This window comes from Streptomyces sp. NPDC014882, from assembly GCF_043081325.1.
In the GTDB taxonomy this organism is placed as follows: Bacteria; Actinomycetota; Actinomycetes; order Streptomycetales; family Streptomycetaceae; genus Streptomyces.
Window position 1 is genome coordinate 260,070 of record NZ_JBIBWL010000005.1, and the last position, 26,409, is coordinate 286,478.

General features: G+C 73.3%; 25 protein-coding genes. 14 read left to right on the forward strand and 11 right to left on the reverse strand.

All coding sequences use genetic code 11. The annotated features are described in order from the left end of the window. Positions 1–30 precede the first annotated feature (30 nt). From ACF09K_RS14795 to ACF09K_RS14810, 4 genes are all read right to left on the reverse strand, one after another. On the reverse strand, positions 31–3,012 hold the full coding sequence (locus ACF09K_RS14795; protein ID WP_392243573.1) for a BTAD domain-containing putative transcriptional regulator: 2,982 nt from the start codon (positions 3,010–3,012) through the stop codon (positions 31–33). A gap of 213 nt (positions 3,013–3,225) precedes the next feature. Then, positions 3,226–3,618, reverse strand: coding sequence for a nitroreductase/quinone reductase family protein (locus ACF09K_RS14800; protein WP_392243575.1), 393 nt, complete (start codon positions 3,616–3,618; stop codon positions 3,226–3,228). Between the two features lie 114 nt (positions 3,619–3,732). Next, the gene (locus tag ACF09K_RS14805) at positions 3,733–3,918 is read right to left on the reverse strand and encodes a DUF397 domain-containing protein (protein ID WP_392243577.1); all 186 of its coding nucleotides are present in this window, start codon (positions 3,916–3,918) and stop codon (positions 3,733–3,735) included. A gap of 10 nt (positions 3,919–3,928) precedes the next feature. Further along, entirely contained in the window at positions 3,929–4,780 is an 852-nt protein-coding gene (locus tag ACF09K_RS14810) for a helix-turn-helix transcriptional regulator (RefSeq protein WP_392243579.1), read from the reverse strand. Between the two features lie 199 nt (positions 4,781–4,979). Between ACF09K_RS14810 and ACF09K_RS14815 the strand changes: the two genes are divergently transcribed. The 7 genes from ACF09K_RS14815 to ACF09K_RS14845 all read left to right on the forward strand — a co-directional run bounded on the left by ACF09K_RS14815 (position 4,980) and on the right by ACF09K_RS14845 (position 11,098). Further along, positions 4,980–5,414: an ATP-binding protein gene (locus ACF09K_RS14815; protein WP_392243580.1), complete on the forward strand. Its 435-nt coding sequence runs from the start codon at positions 4,980–4,982 to the stop codon at positions 5,412–5,414. 74 nt (positions 5,415–5,488) lie between these two features. Further along, positions 5,489–5,764 carry a hypothetical protein gene (locus tag ACF09K_RS14820; protein ID WP_392243582.1) on the forward strand — a complete coding sequence of 92 codons (276 nt, stop codon included), beginning with the start codon at positions 5,489–5,491 and terminating at the stop codon, positions 5,762–5,764. Beyond that, entirely contained in the window at positions 5,761–6,042 is a 282-nt protein-coding gene (locus ACF09K_RS14825) for a hypothetical protein (RefSeq protein WP_392243584.1), read from the forward strand. Before ACF09K_RS14820 ends, ACF09K_RS14825 begins: the two co-directional genes overlap by 4 nt. 148 nt (positions 6,043–6,190) lie before the next feature. Next, positions 6,191–6,628: a cytidine deaminase gene (locus ACF09K_RS14830; protein ID WP_392243586.1), complete on the forward strand. Its 438-nt coding sequence runs from the start codon at positions 6,191–6,193 to the stop codon at positions 6,626–6,628. A gap of 201 nt (positions 6,629–6,829) precedes the next feature. Continuing rightward, positions 6,830–7,705, forward strand: a complete 876-nt coding sequence (locus tag ACF09K_RS14835; protein WP_392243587.1) for an LLM class F420-dependent oxidoreductase — start codon at positions 6,830–6,832, stop codon at positions 7,703–7,705. Between the two features lie 85 nt (positions 7,706–7,790). Further along, positions 7,791–10,376 (forward strand): bifunctional FO biosynthesis protein CofGH, encoded by a 2,586-nt coding sequence (locus ACF09K_RS14840; protein WP_392243588.1) that lies wholly within the window; start codon positions 7,791–7,793, stop codon positions 10,374–10,376. Positions 10,377–10,522: 146 nt separating this feature from the next. Then, complete coding sequence (locus ACF09K_RS14845) at positions 10,523–11,098, forward strand: hypothetical protein (protein ID WP_392243589.1); 576 nt, start codon at positions 10,523–10,525, stop codon at positions 11,096–11,098. Positions 11,099–11,156: 58 nt separating this feature from the next. Here the strand turns inward: ACF09K_RS14845 and ACF09K_RS14850 are convergent, their stop codons facing one another. Continuing rightward, the gene (locus ACF09K_RS14850) at positions 11,157–11,663 is read right to left on the reverse strand and encodes a DUF2165 domain-containing protein (protein WP_392243590.1); all 507 of its coding nucleotides are present in this window, start codon (positions 11,661–11,663) and stop codon (positions 11,157–11,159) included. 113 nt (positions 11,664–11,776) lie between these two features. Between ACF09K_RS14850 and ACF09K_RS14855 the strand changes: the two genes are divergently transcribed. Continuing rightward, entirely contained in the window at positions 11,777–12,895 is a 1,119-nt protein-coding gene (locus ACF09K_RS14855) for an ADP-ribosylglycohydrolase family protein (RefSeq protein WP_392243592.1), read from the forward strand. 23 nt (positions 12,896–12,918) lie between these two features. Here the strand turns inward: ACF09K_RS14855 and ACF09K_RS14860 are convergent, their stop codons facing one another. The 3 genes from ACF09K_RS14860 to ACF09K_RS14870 all read right to left on the reverse strand — a co-directional run bounded on the left by ACF09K_RS14860 (position 12,919) and on the right by ACF09K_RS14870 (position 19,984). Further along, positions 12,919–14,493, reverse strand: a complete 1,575-nt coding sequence (locus ACF09K_RS14860; protein ID WP_392243594.1) for a sodium:solute symporter family protein — start codon at positions 14,491–14,493, stop codon at positions 12,919–12,921. Positions 14,494–15,042: 549 nt separating this feature from the next. Further along, positions 15,043–17,061, reverse strand: coding sequence for an MFS transporter (locus ACF09K_RS14865; RefSeq protein WP_392243596.1), 2,019 nt, complete (start codon positions 17,059–17,061; stop codon positions 15,043–15,045). A 172-nt stretch (positions 17,062–17,233) separates the two neighbouring features. Further along, positions 17,234–19,984, reverse strand: a complete 2,751-nt coding sequence (locus tag ACF09K_RS14870; protein WP_392243597.1) for a D-alanyl-D-alanine carboxypeptidase — start codon at positions 19,982–19,984, stop codon at positions 17,234–17,236. A 237-nt stretch (positions 19,985–20,221) separates the two neighbouring features. Between ACF09K_RS14870 and ACF09K_RS14875 the strand changes: the two genes are divergently transcribed. The 3 genes from ACF09K_RS14875 (at position 20,222) to ACF09K_RS14885 (ending at position 22,570) form a co-directional block, all read left to right on the forward strand. Continuing rightward, entirely contained in the window at positions 20,222–20,977 is a 756-nt protein-coding gene (locus ACF09K_RS14875) for a GPP34 family phosphoprotein (protein ID WP_392243598.1), read from the forward strand. Between the two features lie 266 nt (positions 20,978–21,243). Next, complete coding sequence (locus ACF09K_RS14880) at positions 21,244–22,101, forward strand: helix-turn-helix domain-containing protein (protein ID WP_392243600.1); 858 nt, start codon at positions 21,244–21,246, stop codon at positions 22,099–22,101. Between the two features lie 277 nt (positions 22,102–22,378). Beyond that, a complete protein-coding gene (locus ACF09K_RS14885; RefSeq protein WP_392243601.1) occupies positions 22,379–22,570 on the forward strand; it encodes a DUF397 domain-containing protein in 192 nt (63 codons plus the stop codon). A 198-nt stretch (positions 22,571–22,768) separates the two neighbouring features. On the opposite strand, the gene ACF09K_RS14890 is transcribed toward ACF09K_RS14885, so the two are convergent. Continuing rightward, entirely contained in the window at positions 22,769–23,623 is an 855-nt protein-coding gene (locus ACF09K_RS14890; protein ID WP_392243603.1) for a MerR family transcriptional regulator, read from the reverse strand. 96 nt (positions 23,624–23,719) lie between these two features. Beyond that, the gene (locus ACF09K_RS14895) at positions 23,720–24,223 is read right to left on the reverse strand and encodes a glutathione peroxidase (protein ID WP_392243605.1); all 504 of its coding nucleotides are present in this window, start codon (positions 24,221–24,223) and stop codon (positions 23,720–23,722) included. A gap of 319 nt (positions 24,224–24,542) precedes the next feature. Between ACF09K_RS14895 and ACF09K_RS14900 the strand changes: the two genes are divergently transcribed. From ACF09K_RS14900 to ACF09K_RS14910, 3 genes are all read left to right on the forward strand, one after another. Next, positions 24,543–25,049 carry a hypothetical protein gene (locus tag ACF09K_RS14900; RefSeq protein WP_392243606.1) on the forward strand — a complete coding sequence of 169 codons (507 nt, stop codon included), beginning with the start codon at positions 24,543–24,545 and terminating at the stop codon, positions 25,047–25,049. 73 nt (positions 25,050–25,122) lie between these two features. Continuing rightward, entirely contained in the window at positions 25,123–25,521 is a 399-nt protein-coding gene (locus ACF09K_RS14905) for a winged helix-turn-helix transcriptional regulator (RefSeq protein ID WP_392243607.1), read from the forward strand. Between the two features lie 47 nt (positions 25,522–25,568). Further along, positions 25,569–25,880 (forward strand): hypothetical protein, encoded by a 312-nt coding sequence (locus ACF09K_RS14910; protein WP_392243609.1) that lies wholly within the window; start codon positions 25,569–25,571, stop codon positions 25,878–25,880. 85 nt (positions 25,881–25,965) lie between these two features. Here ACF09K_RS14910 and ACF09K_RS14915 read toward each other — a convergent pair whose 3' ends face one another. Continuing rightward, the gene (locus ACF09K_RS14915; protein WP_392243610.1) at positions 25,966–26,229 is read right to left on the reverse strand and encodes a hypothetical protein; all 264 of its coding nucleotides are present in this window, start codon (positions 26,227–26,229) and stop codon (positions 25,966–25,968) included. Positions 26,230–26,409 lie beyond the last annotated feature (180 nt).

Consider the following 26,409-nt stretch of genomic DNA (forward strand, 5'->3'; position numbering starts at 1 on the left):
TGGAGCCGCAGGGGGGTTCCCGGCCCGCCCCTACGCCGCGGTGGCGGGGGAGAGCAGGGCGCGGACGTCCTCGGCCTCGCCCGCGCCGTTCTGCTCGTAGAGGTTGAGCGCCTCGCGCCAGCAGGCCTTCGACCGGTCCGCCTGGCCCAGCGCGGAGAGCGCGTGCCCGAGGAGCGTCAGCACGCTGCCCCGGGTCCGGTCTCCGCCGATGCACCCCGTGGCGAGGGCCTGTTCGGCGTGCTGTGCCGCCCGCGCGGGGCGCCGCGCGGCGATGTGCGCCTCGGCGATCCTGAAGTGGGTGGTGCCTTCCCAGAGCCGCTGCCGGTGGTCCACGAAGATGGTCAGGGCCTCCGAGAACTGGCTGAGGGCCTCGGCGTGCCGGTCGGCCTTGGTCAGCGCCACCCCCAGGGCGTAGTACCCGTTCGCCAGCCGCATCGTGCTGCCCACCTCGATGTGGACGGCGAGGCCGTGCTGGGCGAACTCGACGGCCCTGGTGATGTCGCCCATCCCCATGTACGCCCGCGAGAGGTTGCCCAGGGCGGTCGCCTCGCACAGTCCGTTGCCGGCCGCCCGGAACCCCGCGATGGCCTGGTCGAAGAAGACCTTGCCGTCCTCGTACCGGCGCTGGTGCAGGGCGATGAGCCCCCGGTCCTGCGCGGCCCAGCTGGCGGCGGTGGCGTCCCCGGCGGCGATCGCGCACTCCATGGCCGACCGCGCCTCCTCCGCGGCCTGCTGGATGCGGCCGGAGACCAGCAGGACACTGGTGAGGGTGTTGCGCGCCCGGCCCTCCGTCCGCATGTCCCCGGCCGCCTGCGCCGCCTCGCACATGGCCACGGCCGTCGTCTCGTACTGCCGGGAGTTGGCACCCGACTCCACCAGGTCCCGGGCCGCCCAGAGCAGGTCCACGGCCCGCCGCAGCCGCTCCGTCCCCGCCGCCTGCCGTACGCAGGCCAGCAGGGGGCCCGCCTCGGAGTAGAGCCAGTCCAGGGCCGCCGGGCCCTCGGTGAAGGCCAGCCCCGTGTACTCCGTCGGCTCCAGGTCGTCCACCAGCCGGTCCCCCGGCCGCTCGATCGCGTACACCCCCGCCGCCGTGGCCAGGTAGAAGTCCAGCAACCGCGACAGCGCCGCCCCCCGCTCGCTCGGCGGCCACTCGTCCCGCTCCGCGCAGGCACGCGCGTAGAGGCGGACCAGGTCGTGGAAGCGGTAGCGGCCCGGCGCGGCCGACTCCAGGAGGGAGGTGTCGACGAGCGACTCCAGCAGGTCCTCGGTCTCCTCCGGCGGCAGGTCGAGCGCGGCCGCCGCCGCCGCGAGGGACAGGTCGGGGCCGTCGGCCAGACCGAGCAGGCGGAACGCGCGGGCCTGGGCCGGTTCCAGCTGGCCGTAGCCGAGTTCGAAGGTGGCCTTGACGGCGAGGTCGCCGGCCTGGAGCTCGTCGAGGCGGCGGCGTTCGTCGGCGAGCTTGGCGGCGAGGACGGACACCGTCCAGGTGCGCCGGGCGGCCAGCCGGGAGGCGGCGATGCGGATCGCCAGGGGCAGGAAGCCGCAGGCGGCGACCACGTCCAGCGCGGCCTCGCGCTCCGACGCGACCCGTTCCCCGCCGACGATCTTCGTGAAGAGCGCGAGCGCCTCGTCGGGCGACATCACGTCCAGGTCGACGAGGTGCGCCCCGGCCAGGCCCACCATCCGCACCCGGGAGGTGACGAGGGCCGCGCAGCCCTCCGTGCCCGGCAGCAGCGGACGCACCTGCGCGGCGTCCCGGGCGTTGTCCAGCAGGACCAGCACGCGCCGGCCGTCCAGCACCGAGCGGTACAGCGCCGCCCGCTCCTCCAGGGAGTCCGGGATCGCCGAGTCGGGGGTGCCGAGGGCGCGCAGGAAGGCGCCCAGGACCGTGACGGGTTCGGCGGCCCGCGCGCCGGCGCCCTGGAGGTCGACGTAGAGCTGCCCGTCGGGGAAGGCGGGGCGGGCCCGGTGGGCCACGTGCACGGCGAGGGTCGTCTTCCCGACGCCGCCGATGCCCGCCAGCGCCGACACGGCCATCACCCGGCCGCCGCCTCCGCCACCACCGTCGCCCTCGCCGGACGCCCCCGCGAGCACCTCGCTCAGCTCGGTCACGAACGCGGAACGGCCGGTGAAGTCGGGCACCGTGGCCGGGAGCTGGGCGGGCCGCACCGGCGCGGCGGACGGCTCGGCCTGCGGCGCCGAGGGCTCCGCCAGGTCCGGGTCGGCCTGCAGGATGCGGCGCTGGAGGTCGCGCAGGCCCGGTCTCGGGTCGACGCCGAGTTCCTCCGCCAGCAGCCGCCGGGTGTCGGCGTACACGGCGAGGGCCTCCGCCTGCCGGCCGCCGCGGTACAGCGCCAGCATCAGCAGCTCCCGCAGCCGCTCGCGCAGCGGGTACGCCGCCGTCAGCGCGGTCAGTTCGGAGACGGCCTCCGCGTGGCAGCCCTGCTCCAGGTCCAGGTCCAGGCGGGATTCCAGGAGGCCGAGCCGCCACTCCTCCAGCCGCACGCGCTGCGCCTCCGCGTACGGGCCGGGCACGCCGGCCAGCGTCTCCCCGTCCCACAGGCCGAGCGCGCGGTTCAGCAGGTCCCGCGCCCGGCCGAGGGCGCCGGCCGCCCGCGCCTTCTCCGCCTCGGCGGCCCACTCCTGTGCCACCGTCAGGTCCAGGGCGCCCTCGCCGAGCCCGCGCACCGCGTACCCGCCGGACTCGCTGACCAGGACGCCCGGGTCGAGGACCTTCCGCAGCCGGGAGGCGTACGTCCGCACCGCCGCCAACGCCTGCGACGGCGGCTCCTCGCCCCACAGCGCGTCGATCAGCTCGGCGGCGGTGGCCGTACGGCCCTCGCGCAGCAGGAGGGCGGCGAGCAGGGCGCGTTGCTGGGGTGATCCGGTGGTCAGCGCCTCCTCGCCGCGCCGGGCGCGCACCGGGCCGAGCACGTCGAAGCGCAACGTCGCCGGCTCCCGGTGGGAGTCGTGACGCTTCTGCTCCGGCACGCTCGGTACACGGTCGTCCATCGGGCTCCCCCTAGGCATGATGACCAACTATGTCAGTTTGCCTTGTGGGCGCCCGGACCGTCAGCCGTGGGAGACGCCGATCACAGGGTGACGCACGGGAGTCCACACACCCGGCACACGCTCTGCGCACACTTTCGCCCACGATCGGCCACCGAAGGCCTCCGGCACCGCTGTTGACGCCTCGTCAAGTCGGCTTCGCCGCGCCCTCCCCGGTCAGCCGTCCAGATCCACCCGCACGGTCAGCAGGTCCGTCCCGAGGGCCCGCACCGCCACGCTGTTGAACCGGGGCAGGCCGCGCAGCCGCGCCACCGGGTCGTCGTCGGGCAGCAGCCGCGCCGTGCCCGTGTGCCACCGCCCGCCGATCCGCACCCGCACCCGCGGGTCGGCCTCGATGTTGCGCACGTACTGGGACCGCTCCCCGAACTCCGACACCAGCCAGAAGACGTCCCCGACCCGCCGGCCGCCCACCGGCGTCCGCCGGGGCAGCCCGGAGACCCGGCCGGTGGTCTCGACGACGGTCTGGAAGGGCAGGCGCCGCAGCAGCGGGTTGAGGCGGCGCTGGATGGCGGTGGTGGCACGGAACCGCCGGTCGTCGAGGCGGGACATCGTCGGTGCGACTCCTTCGTGCGGCAGGCCGGTCGAACTGTCGCGTCCATGATCCCGGACACCCGCGCGACGAGGGCCGCGGGCGACCGCGGACACCGGCCGCCTCCGACGGGGTCAGCCCCGGCTCCGCCGGCCGATCGAGTCGAGGAGGGCGGCGAAGGCGGCGGGGTCGGTGGTGAGGACGGCCCGGGAGGGGTCGGCGGATTCGGTGAGGTGGACGGCGGCGGGGGAGGAGGCTATGTGGACGCAGGCGTCGCCTTCTTGGCAGTAGGACGACCTCTGCCAGCTGTACGGGGACATGGCGGTTCCTTCAGAGGCTCTGGGCGATGGTGTGGATCAGGTCCCGGGATTTCTCGGCACTGAGGGCGATGGTCTCCACGACGTCGAGAAGGCTCCGGTACTTCTGGAGATGCGCCTCGGCGTCGAGCAGCAGGGGACCGTGGAACTGGTCGAGTTGGGCGGTGTCGAGCTGCGGTACGGCGCCGTACAGGTAGTTGATGGACTGACCTGAGCCGGGGAACGCGCCGATTCCGAACGGGAGCACGCGAATGCGGATGTGCTCCCGTTCGCTCATGTCGAGCAGATGCAACAACTGGGCGCGGGCCACATCGCGACCACCCACTCCCATGCGCAGGGCCGCCTCGTGGACGACCGTGCTGTACGAGGTCGGGTCGGCACGGTAGAGCACACCCTGTCGCTTGACACGATGTGTGACGCGGTGCTCGACCTCGGGGGGTGTGGGCGTGGGAATGACGCGGCGGAAGATCTCTCTCGCGTGATCGGCGGTCTGCAACAGACCTGGCATGTGAGACGTGTACGCCGTCCGTATGGCGATGGCGTGATGTTCCAGCTCGGCAAGGTCCAGGAGACCCGACGGCAACACTTCCCGGTAGGACTCCCACCAGCCGGGAGTCTTCTCGCTCGCCATCCCGACCAGGGCCTCCACGAAGGGCTGGTCGGGGCAGGAGTAGATACGGGCGAGTGATCTGATCCGTTCGGGGCTCACTCCGAACCGGCCCGACTCCACATTGCTGAGCTGGCCCTGACTTGTGCCCAGCGTCCGTGCTGCGTCGGTCGCCGTCATGCCCGCCCGCTCACGCATCTTGCGCAGTTCCACGGCGAGCCGGAGGCGGCGGGCCGTCAGTGGGGGTCTTGCCGGCACGTCATTTCCTCTCGGACGCACGTTCTGATGGATCACTCACACGACTGATAGATGAGCACAAGTATCGCGACGGCTCGCAAATGTCATTTGCGATGCCCTACTTTCTTGCTCAGGCGCCCGTCCTGGAAGCGCACCGTGGGACGCCACGGCAGAGACACCAGGCACCCGTCCAACTCCCCTCAGTGACCGGAGACTTCTCATGGCCACCGTATCGCCGCCCTGGAACTACACCCTGCACCTCCCGCGAGATCCCCGCGCACCGGGTGTCGCGAGGGGCGCCCTGCGCCTGATCCTCGCCGCCCACGAACTGCCCGAGCTGACCCCGACCGCGGAGCTGCTCGCGGCGGAACTGCTGACGAACTCGCACCGCCACACGACCGGCCTCTACGCCCTGAGGGTCCTGTCCCCGGAGCCCGGCAGGGTCCGCGTCGCCGTATGGGACACGGACCCGAGGGTCCCGCCCGGCTTCTCGGAGGACAAGGGGGCCCCGCCCCTGGACGCCGAGAACGGCAGGGGCCTCCACCTCGTGCGGGCATGCGCGGACAAGGTCGGAGTGTCCGCGCTCGGCCACCCGGGCGCGCCGAACGGCGGCAAGCTGCTGTGGGCGGACTGCGTGGGTGGGTCGGCGTGGTGAGGACGAGCCGTTCGCGCGGGCTCGGCGCGGCCATACTGGAAGCCGGAGCCAGGCCCGCCCACCAGGAGCAGATCATGAGCGCACAGCCCGAACACGGCTGGGGAGCGATGCCCCTCCCGGAGATCCGTACGGTGGACGACCTGCGCGGCGCGCTCAGCCGCTACGGGTTTCCGGGCGACCGGGAACACTTCGAGGAGGAACTGGCGGCAGCCATAGGAGCCGCTCCCACCGACGACTTCGCAGGCGCCGCGGCAGTGGTCCGGGCCTACCGGCACCGGATCCTGATCCGGAACTCGCCCGAGGTCATGGCCGCCCTGGAAGACGCGCGGGCCGAAGGCGGCCGTACGTGAGCGGAGTCCCGTCGGAGGAGGCCGAGCCTGCGAGGAAGGCGTTCGGTGACCTGACGGAGGGGGAGCGGGAGGTGGTCCGGGAAGCACTCGCGGCCATCGGCCGGGACCCGGCGGTCGGCCGGGAGATCCCCGGATGGCGGCCACCGTCCGTCGAGTACACGTACACGACGCCCCTCGCCCGCGACTCGGCCGAGGCGATCACGGTCGTCTACACGCACACTCACGGCATGGGTGTCACCGTCGTCCACTACTTCCGCGATCCACAGGTCGTGGACTGAGTCACGCCGCCGGTCACCCCGTCACCGGCGTACGCCGCAGCCTCGGAGGGTGGGCTGCCTGCCCCACATGGTGGAGGGGCGGGCCGCCCGGGGGCCGGCCCGCCGAAATTCGCTTGTGCGGCCTCGGCGCACGGGCCAACGTCGCCGGATGACCACGCAGACCTCCCCCGTCGACCACGAACTCGTCCAGGCCGCCGCGCACGTCGCCCGCACCCGCTGCCGGGGCGACAACCACACCATGGCGGCGGCGGCCCGCGCCCGGGACGGCCGCATCGTCACCGCGGTGAACGCCTACCACTTCACCGGCGGCCCGTGCGCCGAGCTGGTCCTCATCGGCGCGGCGGCCGCCCAGGGGGTCTACGAACTGGACACCGTCGTCGCCGTGGGCGACCGGGACCGCGGAGTCGTCCCCCCGTGCGGCCGGTGCCGCCAGGTCCTCCTCGACTACTTCCCCGGCATCGGGGTCATCGTCGGCACGGACGACCGCATCCGCACGGTCCCCATCACCGACCTGCTCCCCGAGACCTACGTCTGGGCCGACCACCAGCTCGATTCCGTCCACCCCCCGTCATCGGGCGCGAGCTGACACCGTCGGCCGTCGGCCCCGGCCCGCCGGGGCGGTCGGCCGGCCCCGCGCCGTGATCCCGACCGGTCGGTATGGACACCGGGCCGGTCTCCCGGTACAGATGACGGCGACGGCACCCGCGTCGAGGGAGCCGCACGAACCGCACCGCCCAGGAAGCCGCACCACCGCATCCCCAGAGCCGCCCGCCCCGAAAGGCCGCCCATGCGCATCGCCGTCACCGTCTTCCTCACCGACGAGACGATCAGCCCCACCCGCCTCGCCCGCGAGCTGGAGCAGCGCGGCTTCGCCGGGCTGTACCTCCCCGAGCACACGCACATTCCCGTCGAGCGCACCACCCCGTACCCCGCGGGCGGCGACCTGCCTCCCGAGTACGGCCGCACGCTCGACCCCTTCGTCGCCCTCGGTCAGGCGGCGGCCGTGACGGAGTGCCTGGGGCTCGGTACCGGGATCACCCTCGTCGCCCAGCACGACCCGATCGACCTCGCCAAGCGGATCGCGACGGTGGACCACCTCTCCGGCGGCCGCTTCACCCTCGGGCTCGGCTTCGGCTGGAACGTGGAGGAGGCCGCCGACCACGGCGTCGAGTGGCGTACCCGCCGTGAGCTGGTCCGCGACCGGATGGCGTTGATGCGGGCGCTGTGGAGCGAGGAACCCACCTCGTACGAGGGCGAGTTCGGCGGCGTGCGGGCCAGCCACGCGTACCCCAAGCCGGTGCAGAGGCCGCGCGGCCCGGTCACCGGGCCCCGCACCCTCGTCGGCGGCGCCGCCGGTCCGAAGCTGTTCGCGCACATCTGCGAGTACGCCGACGGCTGGCTGCCGATCGGCGGGCGCGGCCTGTCCGAGTCGCTGCCCGTGCTGCGCGCGGCCTGGGCGGACGCGGGCCGCGACCCGGCGGCCCTCCAGGTCGTGCCGTACGCCGTCCACCCCTCGCCCGGCAAGCTCGCGCACTACGCCGAACTGGGCGTCGAGGAGGTCGTGGTGCAGCTCCCGCCGGCGGGGGAGGCGGACGTCCTCGCGGCCCTCGACGCGTGCGCCCCCTACCTGACCGGCGCCCCGGCCGCCGGCGGCACGGCGTGACGCGCGCGGCCGGAAGGCGATCGCGGCCGAAAGGCGATCCCGGCGTCCCCGCCGGTCCTGATCAGCCCGAACGTATGCTCAGGGGATGACGACTTCCGCGACCTCCGGAACCGGTCCCACCGAGAACTCGCTGCGTCGCGCCCTCAAACGTGCCCGGGACGGCGTCGCCCTCGACGTCGCCGAGGCGGCGGTCCTGCTCCAGGCCCGGGGCGAGCACCTCGTCGACCTGACCGCGTCCGCCGCCCGGGTGCGGGACGCGGGCCTGGAGGCGGCCGGACGACCCGGCGTCATCACGTACTCCAAGAGCGTCTTCGTCCCCCTGACCCGGCTGTGCCGGGACAAGTGCCACTACTGCACGTTCGTCACCGTGCCCGGCAAGCTGCGGCGCGCCGGGCACGGGATGTTCATGTCCCCGGACGAGGTGCTCGACATCGCCCGCAAGGGCGCGGCCCTCGGCTGCAAGGAGGCGCTGATCACCCTCGGCGACAAGCCCGAGGACCGCTGGCCGGAGGCGCGCGAGTGGCTCGACGCGCACGGCTACGACGACACCGTCGCCTACGTCCGCGCGATCTCCGTCCGCATCCTGGAGGAGACCGGCCTGCTGCCGCACCTCAACCCGGGCGTCATGACCTGGACGGACTTCCAGCGGCTCAAGCCGGTCGCCCCCTCGATGGGCATGATGCTGGAGACCACCGCGACCCGGCTGTGGTCCGAGCCCGGCGGCCCGCACTTCGGCTCCCCCGACAAGGAACCGGCCGTACGGCTGCGCGTCCTCGAGGACGCGGGCCGCTCGTCGGTGCCGTTCACCTCGGGGATCCTGATCGGCATCGGGGAGACGTACGAGGAGCGCGCCGAGTCGCTGTTCGCGCTCCGCAAGGTCGCCCGCGCCCACCACGGCATCCAGGAACTGATCATCCAGAACTTCCGCGCCAAGCCGGACACGGCGATGCGCGGCATGCCCGACGCCGAACTCGACGAGCTGGTGGCGACGGTGGCCGTCGCCCGCCACCTCATGGGCCCGAGCGCCTGCCTCCAGGCCCCGCCCAACCTGGTGGCCGGCGAGTACGAGCGGCTGATCGGCGCGGGCATCGACGACTGGGGCGGGGTGTCCCCCCTCACCATCGACCACGTCAACCCCGAACGCCCCTGGCCGCAGATCGACGAACTCGCCGCCCGGTCGGCGGCGGCCGGCTTCGAGATGCGCGAACGGCTCTGCGTGTACCCGGAGTTCGTGCGGCGCGGCGAGCCGTGGCTGGACCCGCGCCTGCTGCCGCACGTGCGCGCGCTCGCCGACCCGGAGACGGGCCTGGCCGTGCCGGACGCCGTCGTCGAGGGCCGGCCGTGGCAGGAACCGGAGGAGGTCTTCACGGCCACCGGCCGCACGGACCTGCACCGGACCATCGACACCGACGGCCGCACGGCGGACCGCCGCGACGACTTCGACGAGGTCTACGGCGACTGGGGCGCCCTGCGGGAGGCCGCCGCGCCCGGCATGGTGCCGGAGCGCATCGACACCGACGTGCGGCAGGCGCTGGCCACGGCGGCCGACGACCCGACGAGGCTGACGGACGACGAGGCGCTGGCCCTGCTGCACGCCGACGGGCCCGCGCTCGACGCCCTGTGCCGCGTCGCCGACGACGTCCGCCGGTCGGCGGTCGGCGACGACGTCACCTACATCGTCACGCGGAACATCAACTTCACCAACGTCTGCTACACCGGCTGCCGTTTCTGCGCCTTCGCGCAGCGCCGCACCGACGCCGACGCCTACACGCTCTCCCTGGACCAGGTGGCCGACCGGGCCCGGCAGGCCTGGGACGTCGGCGCGGTGGAGGTCTGCATGCAGGGCGGCATCCACCCCGACCTGCCCGGCACGGCGTACTTCGACATCGCGAGGGCGGTGAAGGAGCGGGTGCCGGGGATGCACGTGCACGCCTTCTCACCGATGGAGGTCGTCAACGGCGCCACCCGCACCGGCCTGTCGATCCGCGAGTGGCTGACGGCCGCCAAGGAGGCCGGCCTGGACACCATCCCCGGCACGGCCGCCGAGATCCTCGACGACGAGGTCCGCTGGGTCCTCACCAAGGGCAAACTGCCGGCGGCGACCTGGATCGAGGTCGTCACGACCGCCCACGAACTGGGCATCCGCTCCTCGTCGACGATGATGTACGGCCACGTCGACCAGCCCCGGCACTGGCTCGGCCACCTGCGGACCCTGGCCGGGATCCAGCAACGCACCGGCGGCTTCACGGAGTTCGTGACGCTCCCCTTCATCCACACCAACGCGCCGGTGTACCTGGCGGGCATCGCGCGGCCCGGCCCGACCGTGCGGGACAACCGCGCGGTCACGGCGATGGCCCGCCTGCTGCTCCACCCGCACATCCCGAACATCCAGACCAGCTGGGTGAAACTGGGCGCCGAGGGCGCGGCGGAGATGCTCCGCTCCGGGGCGAACGACCTCGGCGGCACCCTGATGGAGGAGACCATCTCCCGCATGGCGGGATCCTCCTACGGCTCCTACAAGTCGGTCCGGGACCTGATCGCGGTCGCCGAGGCGGCCGGCCGGCCGGCGCGGCCCCGCACGACCCTGTACGGCGAGGTCCCCGAGGAGCGGCAGCGGGCCGCCGCGGCGTCCGACGGCCACCTGCCGGAGCTGCTGCCGGTGCTGGACTGAGAGCTGGCGAACGAGGAGACCGAGGGCCGGGGCACCGAGGGACCGGGGGACCGGGGGGATCCGCCGGGCGGAGGGCCGGGGGACCGGGAGCGTCGCAGTACGATGATCGGGCTCCCGGTGTCGGGGGCCCGAGACTGAGGAGATGCGTGCCCGTGCCTGCCCGACGGCTTCCTTCGTGGGCCTGGGTCACCGGTCTGACGGCCGGCGCGATCGTCGTGGTCGGCGCCCTGACGGTGCAGGCCGAGAAGGGCCCGCACCCCACGGCGGCGGCGGCGAAGCCGTCCCCGTCGGCCTCCGCGGACGCCAAGCCCCCGGCCTCCCCCGCCCCGGCCCCGAAGGCCGCGCCCGTCCCCGACGCCTCGGGTGCGGGCCGCCGTATCGTCTACTCCCTCGGCCAGGACCGGGTCTGGCTGGTCGACGCCGACGACGCGGCCCGCCGCACCTTCACGGTCTGGCCGGGCACCGTGGACCCGGCGGCCGGCAGCTACACGGTGTCCCTGCGCAAGGACGCCACCACCGGCTCCGACGGCGTCGAGATCGAGCACATCATCTACTTCTCCGCGAAGTCGGGCGTCAACATCGCCTTCTCCAACGCGGTCGACGGCTCCTCCCCGCCCCCCGCCCAGGGGACGCCGACCGGCGGCATCCGCATGCCGAAGGCGGACGGCGCGGCCCTGTGGGCGTTCGGCGCGACCGGGACGAACGTCCGGGTCGTGGAGTAGCGCGGGCGTCGAGCGGCCGGGCGGGAGCGAACGTCCGGGCCGCCGGGCGACCGCGGGATCAGTCCCCGGCGCCGACCGGCAGGTACTGCGCGAACAGCACGACCCCGCCGAACACGAAGACCCGCGTCGCGGCGTCCAGCCCGTTCCAGTCCTCGGACTGCCACATCGCGAACCACTCCCCGCCGATCGCGAGGAACCCGCCCCCGAACAGCAGCAGCACCATCAGCAGCCCGTACGTCGACACCTGCCGGGCCCTGCCGGTGTCCCGCCGCGCCCAGAACCACGTCCCGGCGGTCAGCACCAGCGCGGCGACGGTCTCCCAGGCGATGATCAGCACGTAGGCGGCGTCCTGGAGTCCCTCGGTGGTGACCGCCCGCCACATCAGGTCCTCGTCCCCGAACGTGGTGTCCATCGCCAGCACGTGCCGCACGAACTGCTGGTTGGTCCCGAAGTCGGTGATGTTCCCGAAGGCCACCAGCGCGGTCCACAGCGCGACCGAGGCGGTGAGCAGGGTGACGGTGAGGCGAAGGGCGCGTGACGTGGGGGTGGAGGTCGTGGCTGCCATGGGGAAGGTCTGCCCGGAAAGAAGGGCTGACATGTTCACGGCCCCCCATCCGTCGATCCTGTTCGATTACAGTGACGGACGTCGTGCGTACGGACGGTGCCCGGGAGGTCTAGGTGGGTGCGACGGGCGGTGCCGTCTGGGGGCGTGCCGAACAGCAGGACTTCCGCAGCCGGGTGCGCGGCACCCTGCTCGGCGCCGCCGTGGGGGACGCCCTCGGGGCGGCCGTCGACCGGCTCGGGCTGGAGGAGATACGGCGGGCGCACGGGCCCGGGGGACTCGTCGACCTGGCGCCCGCCCACGGGCGGCGCGGCGCCGTCACCCACCTCACCCAGCTCACCCTGTTCAGCGTGGACGGGCTGATCCGGGCCCAGGTGCGCCGCGACACCGGCGCCTGGCACCCGCCGACCGACCTGCACCGGGCGTACCTGAGGTGGGCCGCCACCCAGCGCGACTGGGGGCCCGACCTGCGCCGCGAGGACGACGGCTGGCTGGCCCGCGAGGAGTGGCTGTACGCCCGCCGCGACCCCGCCCGGTCCCTGCTGCTCGGCTTCGGCGACGACACCATGGGCACCCTCGACGCACCCCGAGGTCCCGGCGAGGACGGCCCCGAGGCCACCGCCCGTTCGGCGCCCTTCGGGCTGCTCGTCGGCTGGGAGCCGCACCTGGTGGCGCAGCTGGCCGTGGAGTGCGCGGCGCAGAGCCACGGCCACCCGTGCGGGTACCTCGCGGCGGGCGCGTACGCGGTCACCGTGCACGGGCTGGCCCGCGGCGACAGCCTCGAGGGGGCGGTGCGGGGGGCGCTCGTCCTGCTGTCCGGCCGGCCGGGGCACGAGCCGGTGTCGGAGGCGCTGCGGCACGCGCTGGACGCCGTGCGGCAGGGGGTGCCCGGACCGGCCCGGGTGGCGGAGCTCGCCGGGGCGGGGTCGGCCCGGGCCGTGCTCGCGGCGGCCGTCTACTGCGCCCTGGTCGCCGAGGACGTACGGCACGGGCTGCGGCTCGCCGTCAACCACGACGGCCCGTCGGCCGTGACCGGCGCTCTGGCCGGCGGGCTGCTCGGGGCCCTGCACGGCGAGACGGCCCTCCCGCCGGCCTGGCTGGCCGAACTGGAGGGCCGTCCCACGATCCTGGAACTGGCGGACGACTTCGCGATGGAGATGACCCAGGGCCCGGCCCTGCACACCCCGGCGAGCGCGTCCCCGGGCTGGCTCGCCCGGTACCCGCGGGGCGTCTAGCCCCGCCGTCCGCCGTCCGCCGCCTAGTCCTTCACGGGGGTCGGTGCCGCGTCCCGCGGGGCGGGCACCCCGGCCGCCGCCGCCGCGGCCGCCCCGCCGTCCCCGTCCGTGTTGATCCGGTCGATGATCGCGAGCCGTTCCGGGGTGTCCTCCGGCTTCAGGAAGCCGATGAGGACGTAGAGGACGAGGGAGACCGCGAGCGGCACGGAGACCTGGTACTGGAGCGGGACGCCGCCGTCGACGTTCCAGTTGATCGGGTAGTTGACCAGCCAGAAGGCCAGCAGGCCCATGGACCAGCTCACCAGCGCCGCCGTCGGGCCGGAGCGGCGGAACGGCCGCAGCAGACCGAGCATCATGGGGATCGCCATCGGGCCCATCAGGCCGGCCACCCACTTGATGACGACGGTGATGATGTCCTTGAACGCGGGCGAGTTGACCTGGGTGGCCGCCGCCATGGACAGGGCGAGGAAGACGACCGTCGCGACACGGGCCGCGATCAGCCCCGACCGCTGGTTCCAGGCCCGTGCCCGTGCCGAGATCACCGGCGCGCAGTCACGGGTGAAGACGGCGGCGATGGCGTTGGCGTCGGAGGAGCACATCGCCATCGTGTGGGAGAAGAACCCGACGATGACCAGGCCCAACAGGCCGTGCGGCAGCAGCTGTTCGGTCATCAGGCCGTAGGAGTCGGAGCCGTCCGGCTTCTGCGACTCGACCAGCAGCGGGGACATCCACATCGGGTAGAACAGCACCAGCGGCCACACCAGCCACAGCACCGCCGACAGCCGCGCCGACCGCGCGGCCTCCTTCGGGGTGGCGGTGGCCATGTAGCGCTGGGCCTGGTTGAGCATGCCGCCGTTGTACTCGAACAGCTTGATGAAGAGGAACGCGAGCAGGAACACCGTGCCGTACGGCCCCACCAGCGGCTTCCCGTGACCCTGGAGCTCCGGTTCGTCCCACGCGCCGAGGAAGCCGATGCCGAGGTCGGACAGTTTCAGCACCACGGCGACGAACATGGCGACACCCGCGAGGAGTTGGATGATGAACTGCCCCAACTCGGTCAGCGCGTCGGCCCACAGGCCGCCGATCGTGCAGTAGACGGCCGTGATGGCGCCGGTGATGAGGATGCCCTGGTTCAGCGAGATGCCGGTGAACACGGACAGCAGGGTGGCGATTGCGGCCCACTTGGCGCCCACGTCCACGATCTTCAGCAGCATCCCGGACCAGGCCAGCGCCTGCTGCGTCTTGAGGTCGTAGCGGTTCTTCAGGTACTCCAGCGGGGAGGCCACGTGCAGCCGTGAGCGCAGCCGGTTGATGCGGGGCGCGAACAGCCGGGAACCGATCGCGATGCCCAGGGCGATCGGGAAGGACCAGGTGACGAACGAGGTGACGCCGTAGGTGTAGGCGATGCCGGCGTAACCGGTGAACATGACCGCGCTGTAGCCCGACATGTGGTGCGAGATGCCCGACAGCCACCACGGCATCTTGCCGCCGGCGGTGAAGAAGTCGCTGACGTCGTCGACCCGTTTGTGGGACCAGACACCGATGGCGACCATCACGCCGAAATAGCCGATGAGCACGGCCCAGTCGAGACCGTTCATGTGCGTCCTCCCAGGGTTCAGCCCGGCGCTCATCGTGGGCGTTGGCGCGTGGACACGACAAGGCGATGTAAGGTCAAGGGGAGGTAAAATCATTCGGTATGGTGGCCTCGGTTCATCCATATGAACGTCTGGTGTCGGCTCTCCGGCGCTGACCAGCGACGACCGTCCGGCGCCCGTCCGCACCCGGTCCTTCAGGTGATCGACGCCGTCGACCTGCGGTGGGACGCCCCTCCAGCGCCCCCGCGCCCCGCGTCCCCCGCTCCGGCCCGCCGGCCGGCCGGTCCGCCGGAGCGGCCGGGCACCCGCCGCCCCCGCGCCTCGCCGTCGGGACGGCCGCTTCGCGGGCCTGGAGGGGGCGGTGACGAAGACCGGCTCCGTGCGGGGGAGGGGAGAGCCCCTCGCCCGTTCACCCGGCGGTGCCGGACCCGGGTCCAGGACCGGACCCGGACCGGTGCGCCGGCCGGCTCCGGTGGGCCGCGCGGCCCAGGCGGCCCGCGTGGCCCACGCGGATCGTGCGGCCCGCGCACGCGCGTCCGGTGGGTGCGGCGGCTAATTCCTCAGCTCGTCCGGGCACGGCGTGCCCCGGGGCAGCTGGTACGGCGCCGCCAGTCGGTAGGTGCCCGGCTCCGGCGCGATCAGCACCGTCCACCGGTCGCCGTCCGCGTCCTCCTCCGTCTCGAAGAGGCAGCCGTTGACGTTGTCGTACGCCTTCGGCTCCCCCTCGGCCCGGTCCCTGGACGCCTCCGTCTCCTGCGGCGGCTTCAGGCTCCTGCCCTCCGCGTCGACGATGCTCAGCCACGGCGAGTACGGGATCCGGATCAGGATCCGGCCCGCCTCGCGCACGTCGATCGTCATCTCGCCCTGCGCCGCCCGCTGCACGACCGCGTTCGGCTCGGCCAGCGACCCCGGGTCCTTGACCCGGAACAGCTGCCAGTTGGCGTCGCCCCAGATCTGCTCCAGGTACGGCAGCCCCCGCTGCACCAGCTCCCGCTCCCGCTGCCCGCCGTCCCCGTCCGGCACGTCCTTGGGCACGACCACGAAGTGCACCGCCCACCGCTTGAGCCACTCGCGGTAGTTCGCCGAGTTCAGGGTGTCGTCGTAGAAGAGGGGGTTGCGCTCCATGTCGGCCTGCCGGTTCCAGCCGCGGGCCAGGTTGAAGTACGGGGCGAGCGCGGACGCCTCGCGGTGCGAGCGCGCCGGGACGACCTCCACCCGGCCCTTCTCCGCGCCCACCTCCTGCAACTCGTTGACCAGCGGCGCCAGCTCGCGCGCCCAGGACGCCGCCGGAGTCGTCCGGTAGACGTCGTCGACCGACTTGAAGCCGATCCAGCCGACGAAGACCAGTGAGGACACCGCGATCGCGTACCACTTGCGGGTGCGCGGCACCGCGAACGGCAGCGCGGCCATCAGCACCACACCCGAGTACAGCATCGCGAGCCGGGTGATGTTGGACCCGATCTGCGAACTGACCACCCACACCCCGAGCACCCCGAGGCCGTAGACCGCCGCCGTGATCCGTACGGTCTTCCAGTCGTGCGGGACGACCGCGAAGACGACCGCCGAGAACACCAGCGGCAGCGCCGCCGAGCCGAAGGACATCGGCTGCGTGCCGGAGAACGGGAACGCCCACGCCGACACCGCGACGACGGCGGTCGGGGCCAGTCCGAGCGCCCACGCGCCCGGCCGCCGCTTCTGCAGGAACAGCGCGGCCGCGACCAACCCCAGGAACAGGCCCGCCACCGGCGACCCCATCGTGGCGAGCGCGGCGAGCGGCGCCGCGCACAGCGCCTTCGCCCACCGTTTGTAGCGCCAGCGGTACGGCCAGCAGAACACGACGGCGACCGCGCCGAGCGCGAACATGTTGCCGAGCCCGAACGTCACCCGGCCCGACGCCGCGTTGCACAGCAGCGCGAACACCCCCGCCAGCGCGGGCCACACCGGGTCCCGCACCGGCCGGCAGCGCAGCAGGATCAGCGTCAGCAGCCCGGCGGAGATCGTCCCGGCGATCATCATCGTCGTGCGGACACCGAGCACCGACATCAGGTACGGCGACACCACGCTGTACGACACCGGGTGCATGCCGCCGTACCAGGCGAGGTTGTACGCGGAGTCGGGGTGCCGGCCGACGAACTCGGCCCACGCGTCCTGCGCGGCGAGGTCGCCACCGCTGTTCGCGAACGCGAAGAACCAGGCGAGGTGCAGCACGCCGGACAGGACCGTCACCGAGAGCACGGGATGCCGGCGGAACAGGTCGCGCACCCGGCTGGTGAACGCTCTCACGCGAGGCTCCCCGGCGGCCGCCTCCCGCTCACCCGCCCCGGGGGCGGGGCCGGGGCCGGATCCGGCGGTCCCGGCGGCGGATCCGGCGGTCCCGGCGCTGTCCGGCACGCGGACCCGGCCGCCGGTGGCCTCGTGGTCGTGGTCGTGGTCGTGGTCGGCGGTGGCGCCGTGGTCGGCCGTGCCGCCACGGTCGTGGTCACCGGACTGGGGTGCGGGCAGCCGCACCGGCCGGCCCGCGTCCGGGTCCGGACCGGTTCCGCCGGCGCGTGTCGGCTCCGCAGTGGCCACCTGAAGGCACTCCCCGTGTTCCCGTCTTCCGCTCTCGGCCGCGCCCCGCCCGCGACCGCTTCGCGACCCGCGTGGCCGTGACCGCCGACCTGTCCCGTTTCGTGACGCTAGCACGCACCCCGCCGGGCAGCCGCCCGGCGGGGTGCGTGCGCGACGGCGCCCGTGCGGCGGCTCAGCCGACGCGCGTCAGCCTGTCCGGGAGGCCCGGCTCGGTCAGCTCCCGCTGGAGCGAGACGGGCACCTTCACCGCGTCGCCGGAGCCGTCACCGACCGTCAGCGTGCCGACCTGGGTGCCGGCCTTCGCGGTGTGCGGGACCTCGCCGCCGGCGAAGGACAGCTTCACCGTCAGCCCGGCCCAGCCGACCGCCGTGACGTCCTCCGCCACCACGACCGGGGTGTGGTTGCCCATCCGGTCGTCCACGTAGCCGACGACGTCCCCCTTCTTCAGGATCTTCGCCGAGGTCAGGGCGTCCTGAGCGGCGAGCAGCGCGGTCTTGCTGACCGCGTTCACCGTGTCGATGATCGGCGACCTGTGCTGGCCGAGGACCGCGCCGACGACGGTGACGGTCTCCCCGCCGGCCTCCTCGGTGGCGGCGAACAGCAGGTTGCCGCCGGCCTTGGTGGTCGAGCCGGTCTTGATGCCGAGGGCGTTGTTGTAGGGGACGAGCGTGTTGTAGTTGCGCCACTTCTGGCCGGACGGGTCGATCCACTCCGGCAGCTTGGTGATCTCCATCAGGGCGGGGATCTTCACCAGCTCGTTGCCCAGCTTCACCTGGTCCGCGGCGGTGGAGACGGTGGTCTCCTTCAGGCCCGAGGCGTCGGTGTACGTCGTGTTCGTCATCCCCAGGTCCTCGGCGGCGTCGTTCATCTTCTTGATGAACTCCGCCTCCGTGCCGGCGTCCCAGCGGGCCAGCAGCCGCGCGATGTTGTTCGCCGACGGGATCATGATCGCCGAGAGGGCCTGGCGGAGCGTGAGCTCGTCGCCCGCCTTGACGGTGTTGAGCGTGGACTCGCCGTCCGCGTCGTAGCCGCCCTCCTTCTCTGCGGTGGCGTCGACGGGGACCTTCTCGCCCTCCTGGCCCGACTTCAGCGCGTGGTCCTTGAGGACGACGTACGCCGTCATCGCCTTGGCGACGGAGCCGATCGCAACCGGCTTCTGGTCGCCGAAGACGTCCATCGTGCCGATGCCGTTCACGTCCACCGCGCCCTGGCCCTCGGACGGCCACGGCAGGGAGACCTTCCCGCCCTCGAAGGTGTACGCGTCCTTCGCGGTGAGCGTCAGCGCGGTCGCCGGCAGTGGCCGTACGGCCTGCACGATCGCAAAGGCGATCACCAGCAGGATGACCAGCGGCGTCCAGATCTTCACCCGCCGGGCCAGCGTCCGCAGCGGGGTCGGCGGCGGCGGCGGGGTGTTCGTCAGCTCGGCCAGCAGATCCAGCGGCGGCTTCGGCGGCAACGGCTGCTGCGTCGTCCGCTCGGGCCCGATCTGCGGCACGACGGCGGTGGCGTCGGCGGCGGGCCTCACCGACCGGCCGGCGGAGTCGTCCAGCGGCTTCAGCGCGACGAACTTGCCGGCCCGCTCGGCGGGGGCGCCGGGCTTGGGGCCGGCCTCGGATCCGGCCTCGGGCTTGGCCCCGGCGTTGTCCTTGGGTGCGGGGCTCTTCTCGGGCTTGGCCCCGGCCTTGTCCTCGGGCGCGGGGCCCTTCTCGGGCTTGGCCTCGGCCGCGGACTCGGGTTCGGCCTTGGGTTCGGTCTCGGGCGCGGCCCCGGCTTCGGCCCTGGCTTCGGTCTCGGGCTCTGTTTCGGTCTCGGTCTCGGTCTCGGATCCGGTCTCCGGGGCCTTCGCACCGGCGGGCTTCTCGGCCTTCGGGACGTCGCCCAGCTTCAGCATGGTGGTCGGCTGATCGACCCCGCGCCCGGCAGGCGGCCGTACGGCCTTGAAGACGGCGGTGGGCTGGTCGACGGGGGAGTCGGACTCCTCGGCCTCCGATTCGGCCCGGGCCCCGGACTCGTCGTCCTGGTCGACGTCACCGTCCCGGGTCCCGTCCGCCGCGTCCGCGTCGGTGTCGGTGTGGGCGTCCGTACCGGTCTTCGGCCCGTCCGTCTTCGGCTCGCCGGGCTTCGTGGCGGCGGCAGAGCCGAGCCGGGGGTCTTCGGCCCCGACGGACTCGGCGGCCCCGGCGTCCGTACGGGCCTCGGGTGCGGTGTTCCCGTCGGCCTCGTCCGCGTCTGAGTCTGAGTCTGCGTCGGCGGCGTCGGCGTCGGCGGCGGCGTCGCTCTCGGGCTGCTCGCCCCCGTCGCTCCCTGCGGCCTCCGCACCGCCCTTCGCCCACTTCGGCGCGGCCTTGGACGGCTTCCGAGGAGCGGACTCCCCGGCCTCGTCCGATGCCTCGTCCCGCCCCTCCGGCTCCTCGGCCGGCTTCTCGTCCGCGGAGGCCACCCACTGGGCCACGGCCGACCGCAGGCGGTCGTCACGGCCCCCGGCGCCGTCGGCCGCCGTCGCGGAGACGTCCGCGTCCTCGGCGTCCTCGGCGTCCGCGGCCTCCTCGGCGTCCTCCGAGGCCTCCGGAGAGCCTTCGGCGGCCCGCCCGGCCTCCGCCGGCTCCTCCGGGCCGCGTCCGTCCGCCGAGCGCGCGGCGGAACCCTCGCCGGCGTCCGAGGGGGACTCGCCGGCCGGAGCCCCGTCCGCCCCCGCCGGCTCCTCGGCAGGCTCCTCGGTCACCGGCTCCCGTACGGAGAACACCCGCGTCGCCGTGTCCACCCCGCCCCGGGACGCGGCCGAGGACGCCGAGGACGCGCTCCCGGCGTCCCGTGCCACCGCCAGCCGCGGATCGCGTGCCTCGGGAACCGCTCCCGTACTCCCCGACGTCGGTTCTGCCGACGACTCGCGCTGCTTCGACCTGTCGGGGGACTCGCCCGCCACCGATGCCTCCTCGCTGTGCCGCACGCCCACCGCGCGCCTGCCGAACCGTGAACCGCCCGCCCGGACCCGCCTCACGGCAGTGTCCGAACCATGTACCAGTGTCCTGTGTAGTGGGCTCGGCTCCTGCGGTAGACGAGAACGACATACCTATTGGTTCCACTACGAACTGGTCACGCACTCTCGACAGATGAATGTGAGAGGGGTCACCCTGTCATTCATCCACGCGGGGAGGCATGGATGGGCAGGAGCCGCAGAACAATTCCGGAAGAGCTTCTTCTGCTGGCATTGGACCCGGCCACGGGTACCACTGCACAGCCGCAGTCGCTCGACCTTGGTCTGGCCGGAGCACAGCTAGTGGAGCTGGCGATGGCCGGACGGATAGCCCCGGACGGGGATCGTATCGCCGTGGTGTCCCCACGGCCGACCGGAGATCCGACTCTGGACTGCGCGTTGGAGTTGCTGCGAAGGCGTGGCGCTCCCGTACGGGCGGTCCATTGGATAGGCGGACCCCGACTGGGGCTCCGTCAGACGTACCTCTCGCATCTGGAGCGGTGCGGCATGGTGCATGCCGTGGCGGGTCAGATGTGCGGAGTGCTGCCGACTACTCGCTACCAGGCGACGGAGACGGCGATCAGCCGGGAGATCAAGGCCCGGCTGGACACGGCCATCCGCACCGGCGTTCCGCCGGACCCGCGGACGGCGGCGCTCGCCGCGCTGGCCCACGCGGTCGGTCTCGGCAAGCACCTGTACCCGGGGAACGAGGGGCGCTCGTCCCGATCCCGGTTGCGGGACCTGATCCGGCACGACCCCATGGGCGGTCTCGTGGCGCACGCCGTGATGGACGTCCAGAACGGCGCGGTCGTACAGCCGCGCCGCAACCCGGCCCAGGCCGGCCGTCCGGCCGGACCCGGAGCCAGGTCCGCTCCGGAACCCGCCCGTGGCGTTCCGGCGCAACCGCACCGAGGCTCCATGGCACGCGTCGTGGCGCACTGAGCCGGGTCGCACCGACACCGGAACCGACAGGCCGTGAGGCCGGGACAGACCCGTTCGGGAGCCGCCGCGCCCGCGCGGGGTGGTGACGCCGTACGTCCCCGTGACGCAGGGCCCACCACCCCGCGCGGACGCATGTCCGCGGACGGCCCGCCGGGGCGACCGCACATCCCCGGTTTTCCAGCGGCGGAAAGCGCCTTGGTGGCAGTCTGCTGAACAGCAGATACGCAAAGTGTCAGTTCAGGCACGCAGCCGGAGGTGCACGTCCCGTGGCGTCGAATGTCAATCCCACCGTCCGGCGGCGCCGGCTGGGGCAGGAGCTGCGCAGGCTCCGCGAGGACAAGGGCATGACGGCCGAACAGGTCGCCGACCGCCTGCTGGTGTCCCAGTCGAAGATCAGCCGCCTCGAGAACGGCAGGCGCAGCATCAGCCAGCGCGACGTGCGCGACCTGTGCGGGGTCTACGAGGTGGAGGACCAGCGGATCGTCGACTCGCTGATGCAGATGGCGAAGGACTCCCGCCAGCAGGGCTGGTGGCACGCCTTCGGCGACGTCCCCTACAGCGTGTACATCGGCCTGGAGACGGACGCGGCCAGCCTGCGCGTGTACGACCCGCAGGTGGTGCCCGGCCTGCTGCAGACCCGTCAGTACGCCGAGACCCTGATCTCGGGGGCGCTGCCGGAGACCGCGGCGACCGAGATCGAGAAGCGGGTGCAGGTGCGGATGCGGCGGCAGGAACGCATCAGCGCCGAGGAGAACCCGCTGCGCCTGTGGACGGTGATGGACGAGGCGGCGCTGCGCCGGGTCGTCGGCGGCAAGGCGCTGATGCGCGACCAGTTGGAACACCTCGTCGAGCAGTCCCGGCTGCCGCACGTCACCGTGCAGGTGATCCCGTTCGAGATGGGCGCGCACCCCGGCCTCAACGGCCAGTACGCGATCCTGGAGTTCCCCGACGCGGCCGACTCCAGCGTGGTCTACATCGAGGGCGTCACCAGCGACCTGTACCTGGAGAAGCCGAACGACGTCCAGAAGTACAGCGTGATGTACGAGCACCTGCGGGCACAGGCCCTGAACGTGGACCAGTCCCGCCAGTTCATCGCCGACATCGCCAAGGAGTACACCCTCTGAGGCACCGCCCGACGTGCCCCCGGGAGCACGCCGGGAGCATGCCGGGAGCCTCCCGGCCGGAAAAGTGCCGTACGGTACACCCTCACCTGGCCGGGGCGGAAGCCCTGCCTGGAATATGCCATCCAGTCGAGTGAATAGTCGCTTCGCTCCCCGAAGGCGGCGAGTAGCGTCGATCACGCCACCGGGCAACACCGTTGGCGGAAACCGTGCCGTGGGCCCGCAGTCAGGCCCCCGTGCGGCGACAGCAACTCATCACATCTGGCAATCCGGAGCGAACATGGCAATTCGTCAGGGCACCACGCACGCGTGGACCAAGTCCTCCTACTCGACGGGCAACGGCGCGTGCGTCGAGGTCAAGTCGCCGGTCGTCGCGGCCATGGCCGTGCGGGACTCCAAGGTCCAGGACGGGCCGGTGCTGGGCTTCCCCGCCGACGCGTGGAACCTCTTCGTCGCATCGGTCAAGGCGTAAGGGGGAGATACCTCCGACCCCTCGGGCCGTGTCAGGACCGACCACCCCGCACGCGGTACCGCTGCTCACGCAGGACGACGTCACGCGCAGGACCACTGCTCATGCTGCACGGCGTCGCACGCAGTACCGGGAAGAGCCCTCTCGACGAGCTCGCCGTCCTTGCCGAGAGGGCTCGGTTTCCTCCCCGCCGTCAGGACCTCACCGCACGGGGAACGCCACGTCGCACACCGGGTCCTCCGGCCCCGCCGAGGACCAGTCGGCGAAGTAGACCTCCCGGCACGGGCCGTCGTACTCCAGGCCCTCCCGTCGCGTCCACGCCTCCACGGCCTCGAACGCGGCCAGGATCTGGGGGTACGCGACCTGTGCCTTGCCGATCCGGGTGAAGGCGAGCCGCCGGGCCGGTTCCACCCGGACCGCGATCTCCCGTCCGCGTCCCCGCGCGGCCGCCCAGGCCCGCGCCGCCGCCTCGTCGGCGACCGGCACGCAGGACTCCACCGGCCCGTCGCTCTCCGTCGTCACCTCGGAGTGGTAGACGACGAACGGCGCCCCGGCGGCGCCCCCGCAGGCCGCCGCGGCCTCCTCCAGCCGGCCGAGCGACGCGCCGATCCAGGCGGGCAGTTCGTCCGCCAGCGTGTGCCGCTTCTCGGTGATCACCACCTGCGCGGGCACCTCGACCGTCTCGACCTCGAACGTTCCGTACATCTCGGAGCTCCTGCCCGACAGACGTCCACGGAGATATCCGGCGAGGGCGCGCTGGGCGGCGATCCGCGCCTCGACGTCCGCCCAGTAGGCGGCGAGCCGGTCGGCGGCCTCCTCGCCGTCCGCCGCGCCGATCACCTCGGCGACCCGCGCGAGGGGCATGTCGAGCCGCCGCAACAGCGCCACCAGCCGGGCGCGTTCGACCTGCCCGGCACGGTAGTAGCGGTACCCGCTCACCTCGTCGACGTGCGCCGGCGCCAGCAGTCCGAGCCCGTCGTACAGCCGCAGTGCCTTGGCCGACAGCCGGGCCCGCGCGGCGAACGCGCCGATGGTGAGCAGCGCCTCGTCGTCCATCCGGTCCCTCGCCCTCCGTCGCCGGGCGGCCTCTCCGCCCGGCGACGGGAACGCTCGGCCCTGCCCCGGGGGCAAGGTCAAGGCCGAGCGGGCGGGTCAGCCCAGCTGCTTCTCGACGGCGGCGACGAGCTCGGGCGACTCCGGCTCGGTCTGCGGCGAGAAGCGGGCGACGACGGCACCGTCCCGGCCGACGAGGAACTTCTCGAAGTTCCAGCGGACGTCCCCGCTGTGCCCCTCGGCGTCGGCGAACTCGACGAGCCGCTCGTACAGCGCGTGCCGCCCGTCCCCGTTCACCTCCGTCTTCTCGGTCAGCGGGAAGGTCACGCCGTACGTCGCCGAGCAGAACTCGGCGATCTCCTCGGCGCTGCCGGGCTCCTGCCCGAGGAACTGGTTGCAGGGCACCCCGAGCACCGTGAAGCCCCGGGCGGCGTACCGCTCCTGGAGCTTCTCCAGGCCGTCGTACTGGGGGGTCAGGCCGCACTTGGAGGCCACGTTCACGATCAGGACGACCTGGCCCGCGTACTGCGAGAGGTCCGCGGAACCGCCCTTGAGGGCGCCGATCTCGACATCGAGGGGGGAAGCACCGGCATCAGTAGTCATCCCCGGATGCTAGCCCCGCCGGACGGCCGACGGGTCGCGGGCACCGCCCCCGCCCCCCGCCGCCCACTCCGTGCCGCGTGCCTCCGGTCCCGCCGCCCGCTGTCGTTGCTGCGGTCGTGAGGGTCGTGAGGGTCGTGCGGGTCGTGCGGTCGTGCGGTCGTGAAGGCCCTGCGGGTTCCGCGGCCCCGTTGGCGTCCGGGTCGCCGACGGACGCGGTACCTGACTCCCCACTCCCGAAAACCCTTCCGCGACAGACCCGTTGCCCGTGAAGTGACCCACGTCACGGCCCCTGTGCCGCGCCTGCTGCCAGCCTCTGGGGATGGCACTCCTGCTCCTCCTGGTCGTCCCCGGCGGCCTGGTCGCGGCCTTCGCCTTCACCGGCCACGCCGTCGGCTCCCTCGGCCGTACGGGCCTGCGCGCGGCCGGCCGCGCCGTGTGGCTCAGCAGCGCCGCCGCACTCGTCGCCGCCGTGGCGGCCCTGCTCTACACCTGGGGCCTGCTGCACGTCGTCGCGGCCGTCACCGAGACCTGGGAGGGCGGCACCGAGTCCGCCCCGCTGCCGCCCTGCCTGACCCCCGGCGGGGAGGAACGGGCGTCGCGCGTCGTCGGCCACACCGTGTCCTACGTCCCCCTCGGCTTCGTCTGCGAGACGTCCGGCGGCGGCAGCTACACCAGCGACACCGTCCCGGCGTACGTCAACCCGGGCGTCCTGGTGCTGGCCCTGACCGCGGCGGGCGTCGCCGCGGGCGCGCGGGCCCGGGACGCGCAGGCCCGGAGCGCGCGGGGCGCGGGCGGGACAGCCGCACGACGCCGCCGGGACGGCTGACCCGGCGGCGCGCCCGCGCCCCGGCTCCGTCACTAACTGTCGGAAAGTGCCGTCTCCCCGGTACCGTACGGGCATGGAAGCGAGCGACCTGACCATCGTGGACCGCGTCCGGGGCGAGGGCGGCGACGGCCCGTGCCCGCACCGCCTGGTCATGGAACACGTCACCAGCCGCTGGGGCACCCTGATCCTGATCGCCCTGCTGGACCGCTCCTACCGGTTCAGCGAACTGCGCCGGGCGATCGGCAGGGTCAGCGAGAAGATGCTGACCCAGAGCCTGCAGACGCTGGAACGCGACGGCCTGGTGCACCGCGACGCCAAACCCGTGATCCCGCCCCGCGTCGACTACTCCCTGACGTCCCTCGGCCGGGAGGCCGCCGAACAGGTCCGCGCCCTGGGCCGATGGGTCGACGAACGCATGCCGGCCGTGGAGAGGGCCCGCGAGGAGTACGACGCGAAGCGGGCGTCGGTCTGAGGCGGACACCGCCTGCCGTCCGCCACCGCGTGCCGAAGGACCGAACGATGTCCACGAACACAGGCACCCGGACGGCCGACCCGTGCCCCCGCTGCCGCACCGAGGCGTTCCGCCCCGGCACCCCGACCCCGGCGACCGGCCCCCACACGGCCGTCGCCTACACCTGCGGCCGCTGCGCGCACACCTGGTCCCGCCCCCTCGACGACGACCTGGAACCCCTCGACACCGTCCGGGCCGACCTCCCCGACGCCACCCTCTACGGCACCGCCTGGCAGGTCGAACCCGACCGCGTCCAGGTACGGGGCACGGGCGGGGCGTGGCTGCGGTGGGTGGAGCGGTGGAGGGTCCACGTGTACTGAACGCGGTCCGGCGGAGCCGCCGCGGGCCCCCGGCGCACAGGGCCCCGTCCGGGGAGCGCGGGGAGCGCGGGGGCCCCACCGCTTCTCACCTCCCCCGCCGCGAGCGCTCCTTCGACCGCCGGTGCACGCTGAGGAAGCAGGCGAGCATGCCCAGAGCCCAGGCGATCAGGAGGGCACCCCACAGCGGCATGGTCACGGTCGGGACGAGCAGCCGGATCTCGACGTCCGCGCGGTTCTCGAAGATGAAGATCAGAGCGATGGCGGTGGTCACGACGAACGGTGCGAGGCGGCGGACACCGGGCCGGGAAAGGAACGGCGTACGGACCTCGTGGTCCTTGCTCTGAGCCATGGGGCGTCTCTCCCTCACCTCACGTTGCCCCCACCCCCAGCGTCCCCTCCCCGCACGCGGCGCGCCACCGAGCGCCCCGCCCTCCGGCCGGGAGCCGTACCCGCACGCCTCCCGGCGCGACGTCGGCGCGGTCGGCCGGAGCCGCGGTGGCCGCTGCTCCGCTGCCGTGCGGCGACCACC

Coding starts and splice junctions, on each gene's coding strand:
- ACF09K_RS14795 (WP_392243573.1), bottom strand. CDS start 3,012: ATGGACGACCGTGTACCGAGCGTGCCGGAGCAGAAGCGTCACGACTCC.
- ACF09K_RS14800 (WP_392243575.1), bottom strand. CDS start 3,618: ATGTCCCGCCTCGACGACCGGCGGTTCCGTGCCACCACCGCCATCCAG.
- ACF09K_RS14805 (WP_392243577.1), bottom strand. CDS start 3,918: ATGTCCCCGTACAGCTGGCAGAGGTCGTCCTACTGCCAAGAAGGCGAC.
- ACF09K_RS14815 (WP_392243580.1), top strand. CDS start 4,980: ATGGCCACCGTATCGCCGCCCTGGAACTACACCCTGCACCTCCCGCGA.
- ACF09K_RS14820 (WP_392243582.1), top strand. CDS start 5,489: ATGAGCGCACAGCCCGAACACGGCTGGGGAGCGATGCCCCTCCCGGAG.
- ACF09K_RS14830 (WP_392243586.1), top strand. CDS start 6,191: ATGACCACGCAGACCTCCCCCGTCGACCACGAACTCGTCCAGGCCGCC.
- ACF09K_RS14835 (WP_392243587.1), top strand. CDS start 6,830: ATGCGCATCGCCGTCACCGTCTTCCTCACCGACGAGACGATCAGCCCC.
- ACF09K_RS14840 (WP_392243588.1), top strand. CDS start 7,791: ATGACGACTTCCGCGACCTCCGGAACCGGTCCCACCGAGAACTCGCTG.
- ACF09K_RS14850 (WP_392243590.1), bottom strand. CDS start 11,663: ATGGCAGCCACGACCTCCACCCCCACGTCACGCGCCCTTCGCCTCACC.
- ACF09K_RS14860 (WP_392243594.1), bottom strand. CDS start 14,493: ATGAACGGTCTCGACTGGGCCGTGCTCATCGGCTATTTCGGCGTGATG.
- ACF09K_RS14875 (WP_392243598.1), top strand. CDS start 20,222: ATGGGCAGGAGCCGCAGAACAATTCCGGAAGAGCTTCTTCTGCTGGCA.
- ACF09K_RS14885 (WP_392243601.1), top strand. CDS start 22,379: ATGGCAATTCGTCAGGGCACCACGCACGCGTGGACCAAGTCCTCCTAC.
- ACF09K_RS14890 (WP_392243603.1), bottom strand. CDS start 23,623: ATGGACGACGAGGCGCTGCTCACCATCGGCGCGTTCGCCGCGCGGGCC.
- ACF09K_RS14895 (WP_392243605.1), bottom strand. CDS start 24,223: ATGACTACTGATGCCGGTGCTTCCCCCCTCGATGTCGAGATCGGCGCC.
- ACF09K_RS14900 (WP_392243606.1), top strand. CDS start 24,543: ATGGCACTCCTGCTCCTCCTGGTCGTCCCCGGCGGCCTGGTCGCGGCC.
- ACF09K_RS14905 (WP_392243607.1), top strand. CDS start 25,123: ATGGAAGCGAGCGACCTGACCATCGTGGACCGCGTCCGGGGCGAGGGC.
- ACF09K_RS14910 (WP_392243609.1), top strand. CDS start 25,569: ATGTCCACGAACACAGGCACCCGGACGGCCGACCCGTGCCCCCGCTGC.
- ACF09K_RS14915 (WP_392243610.1), bottom strand. CDS start 26,229: ATGGCTCAGAGCAAGGACCACGAGGTCCGTACGCCGTTCCTTTCCCGG.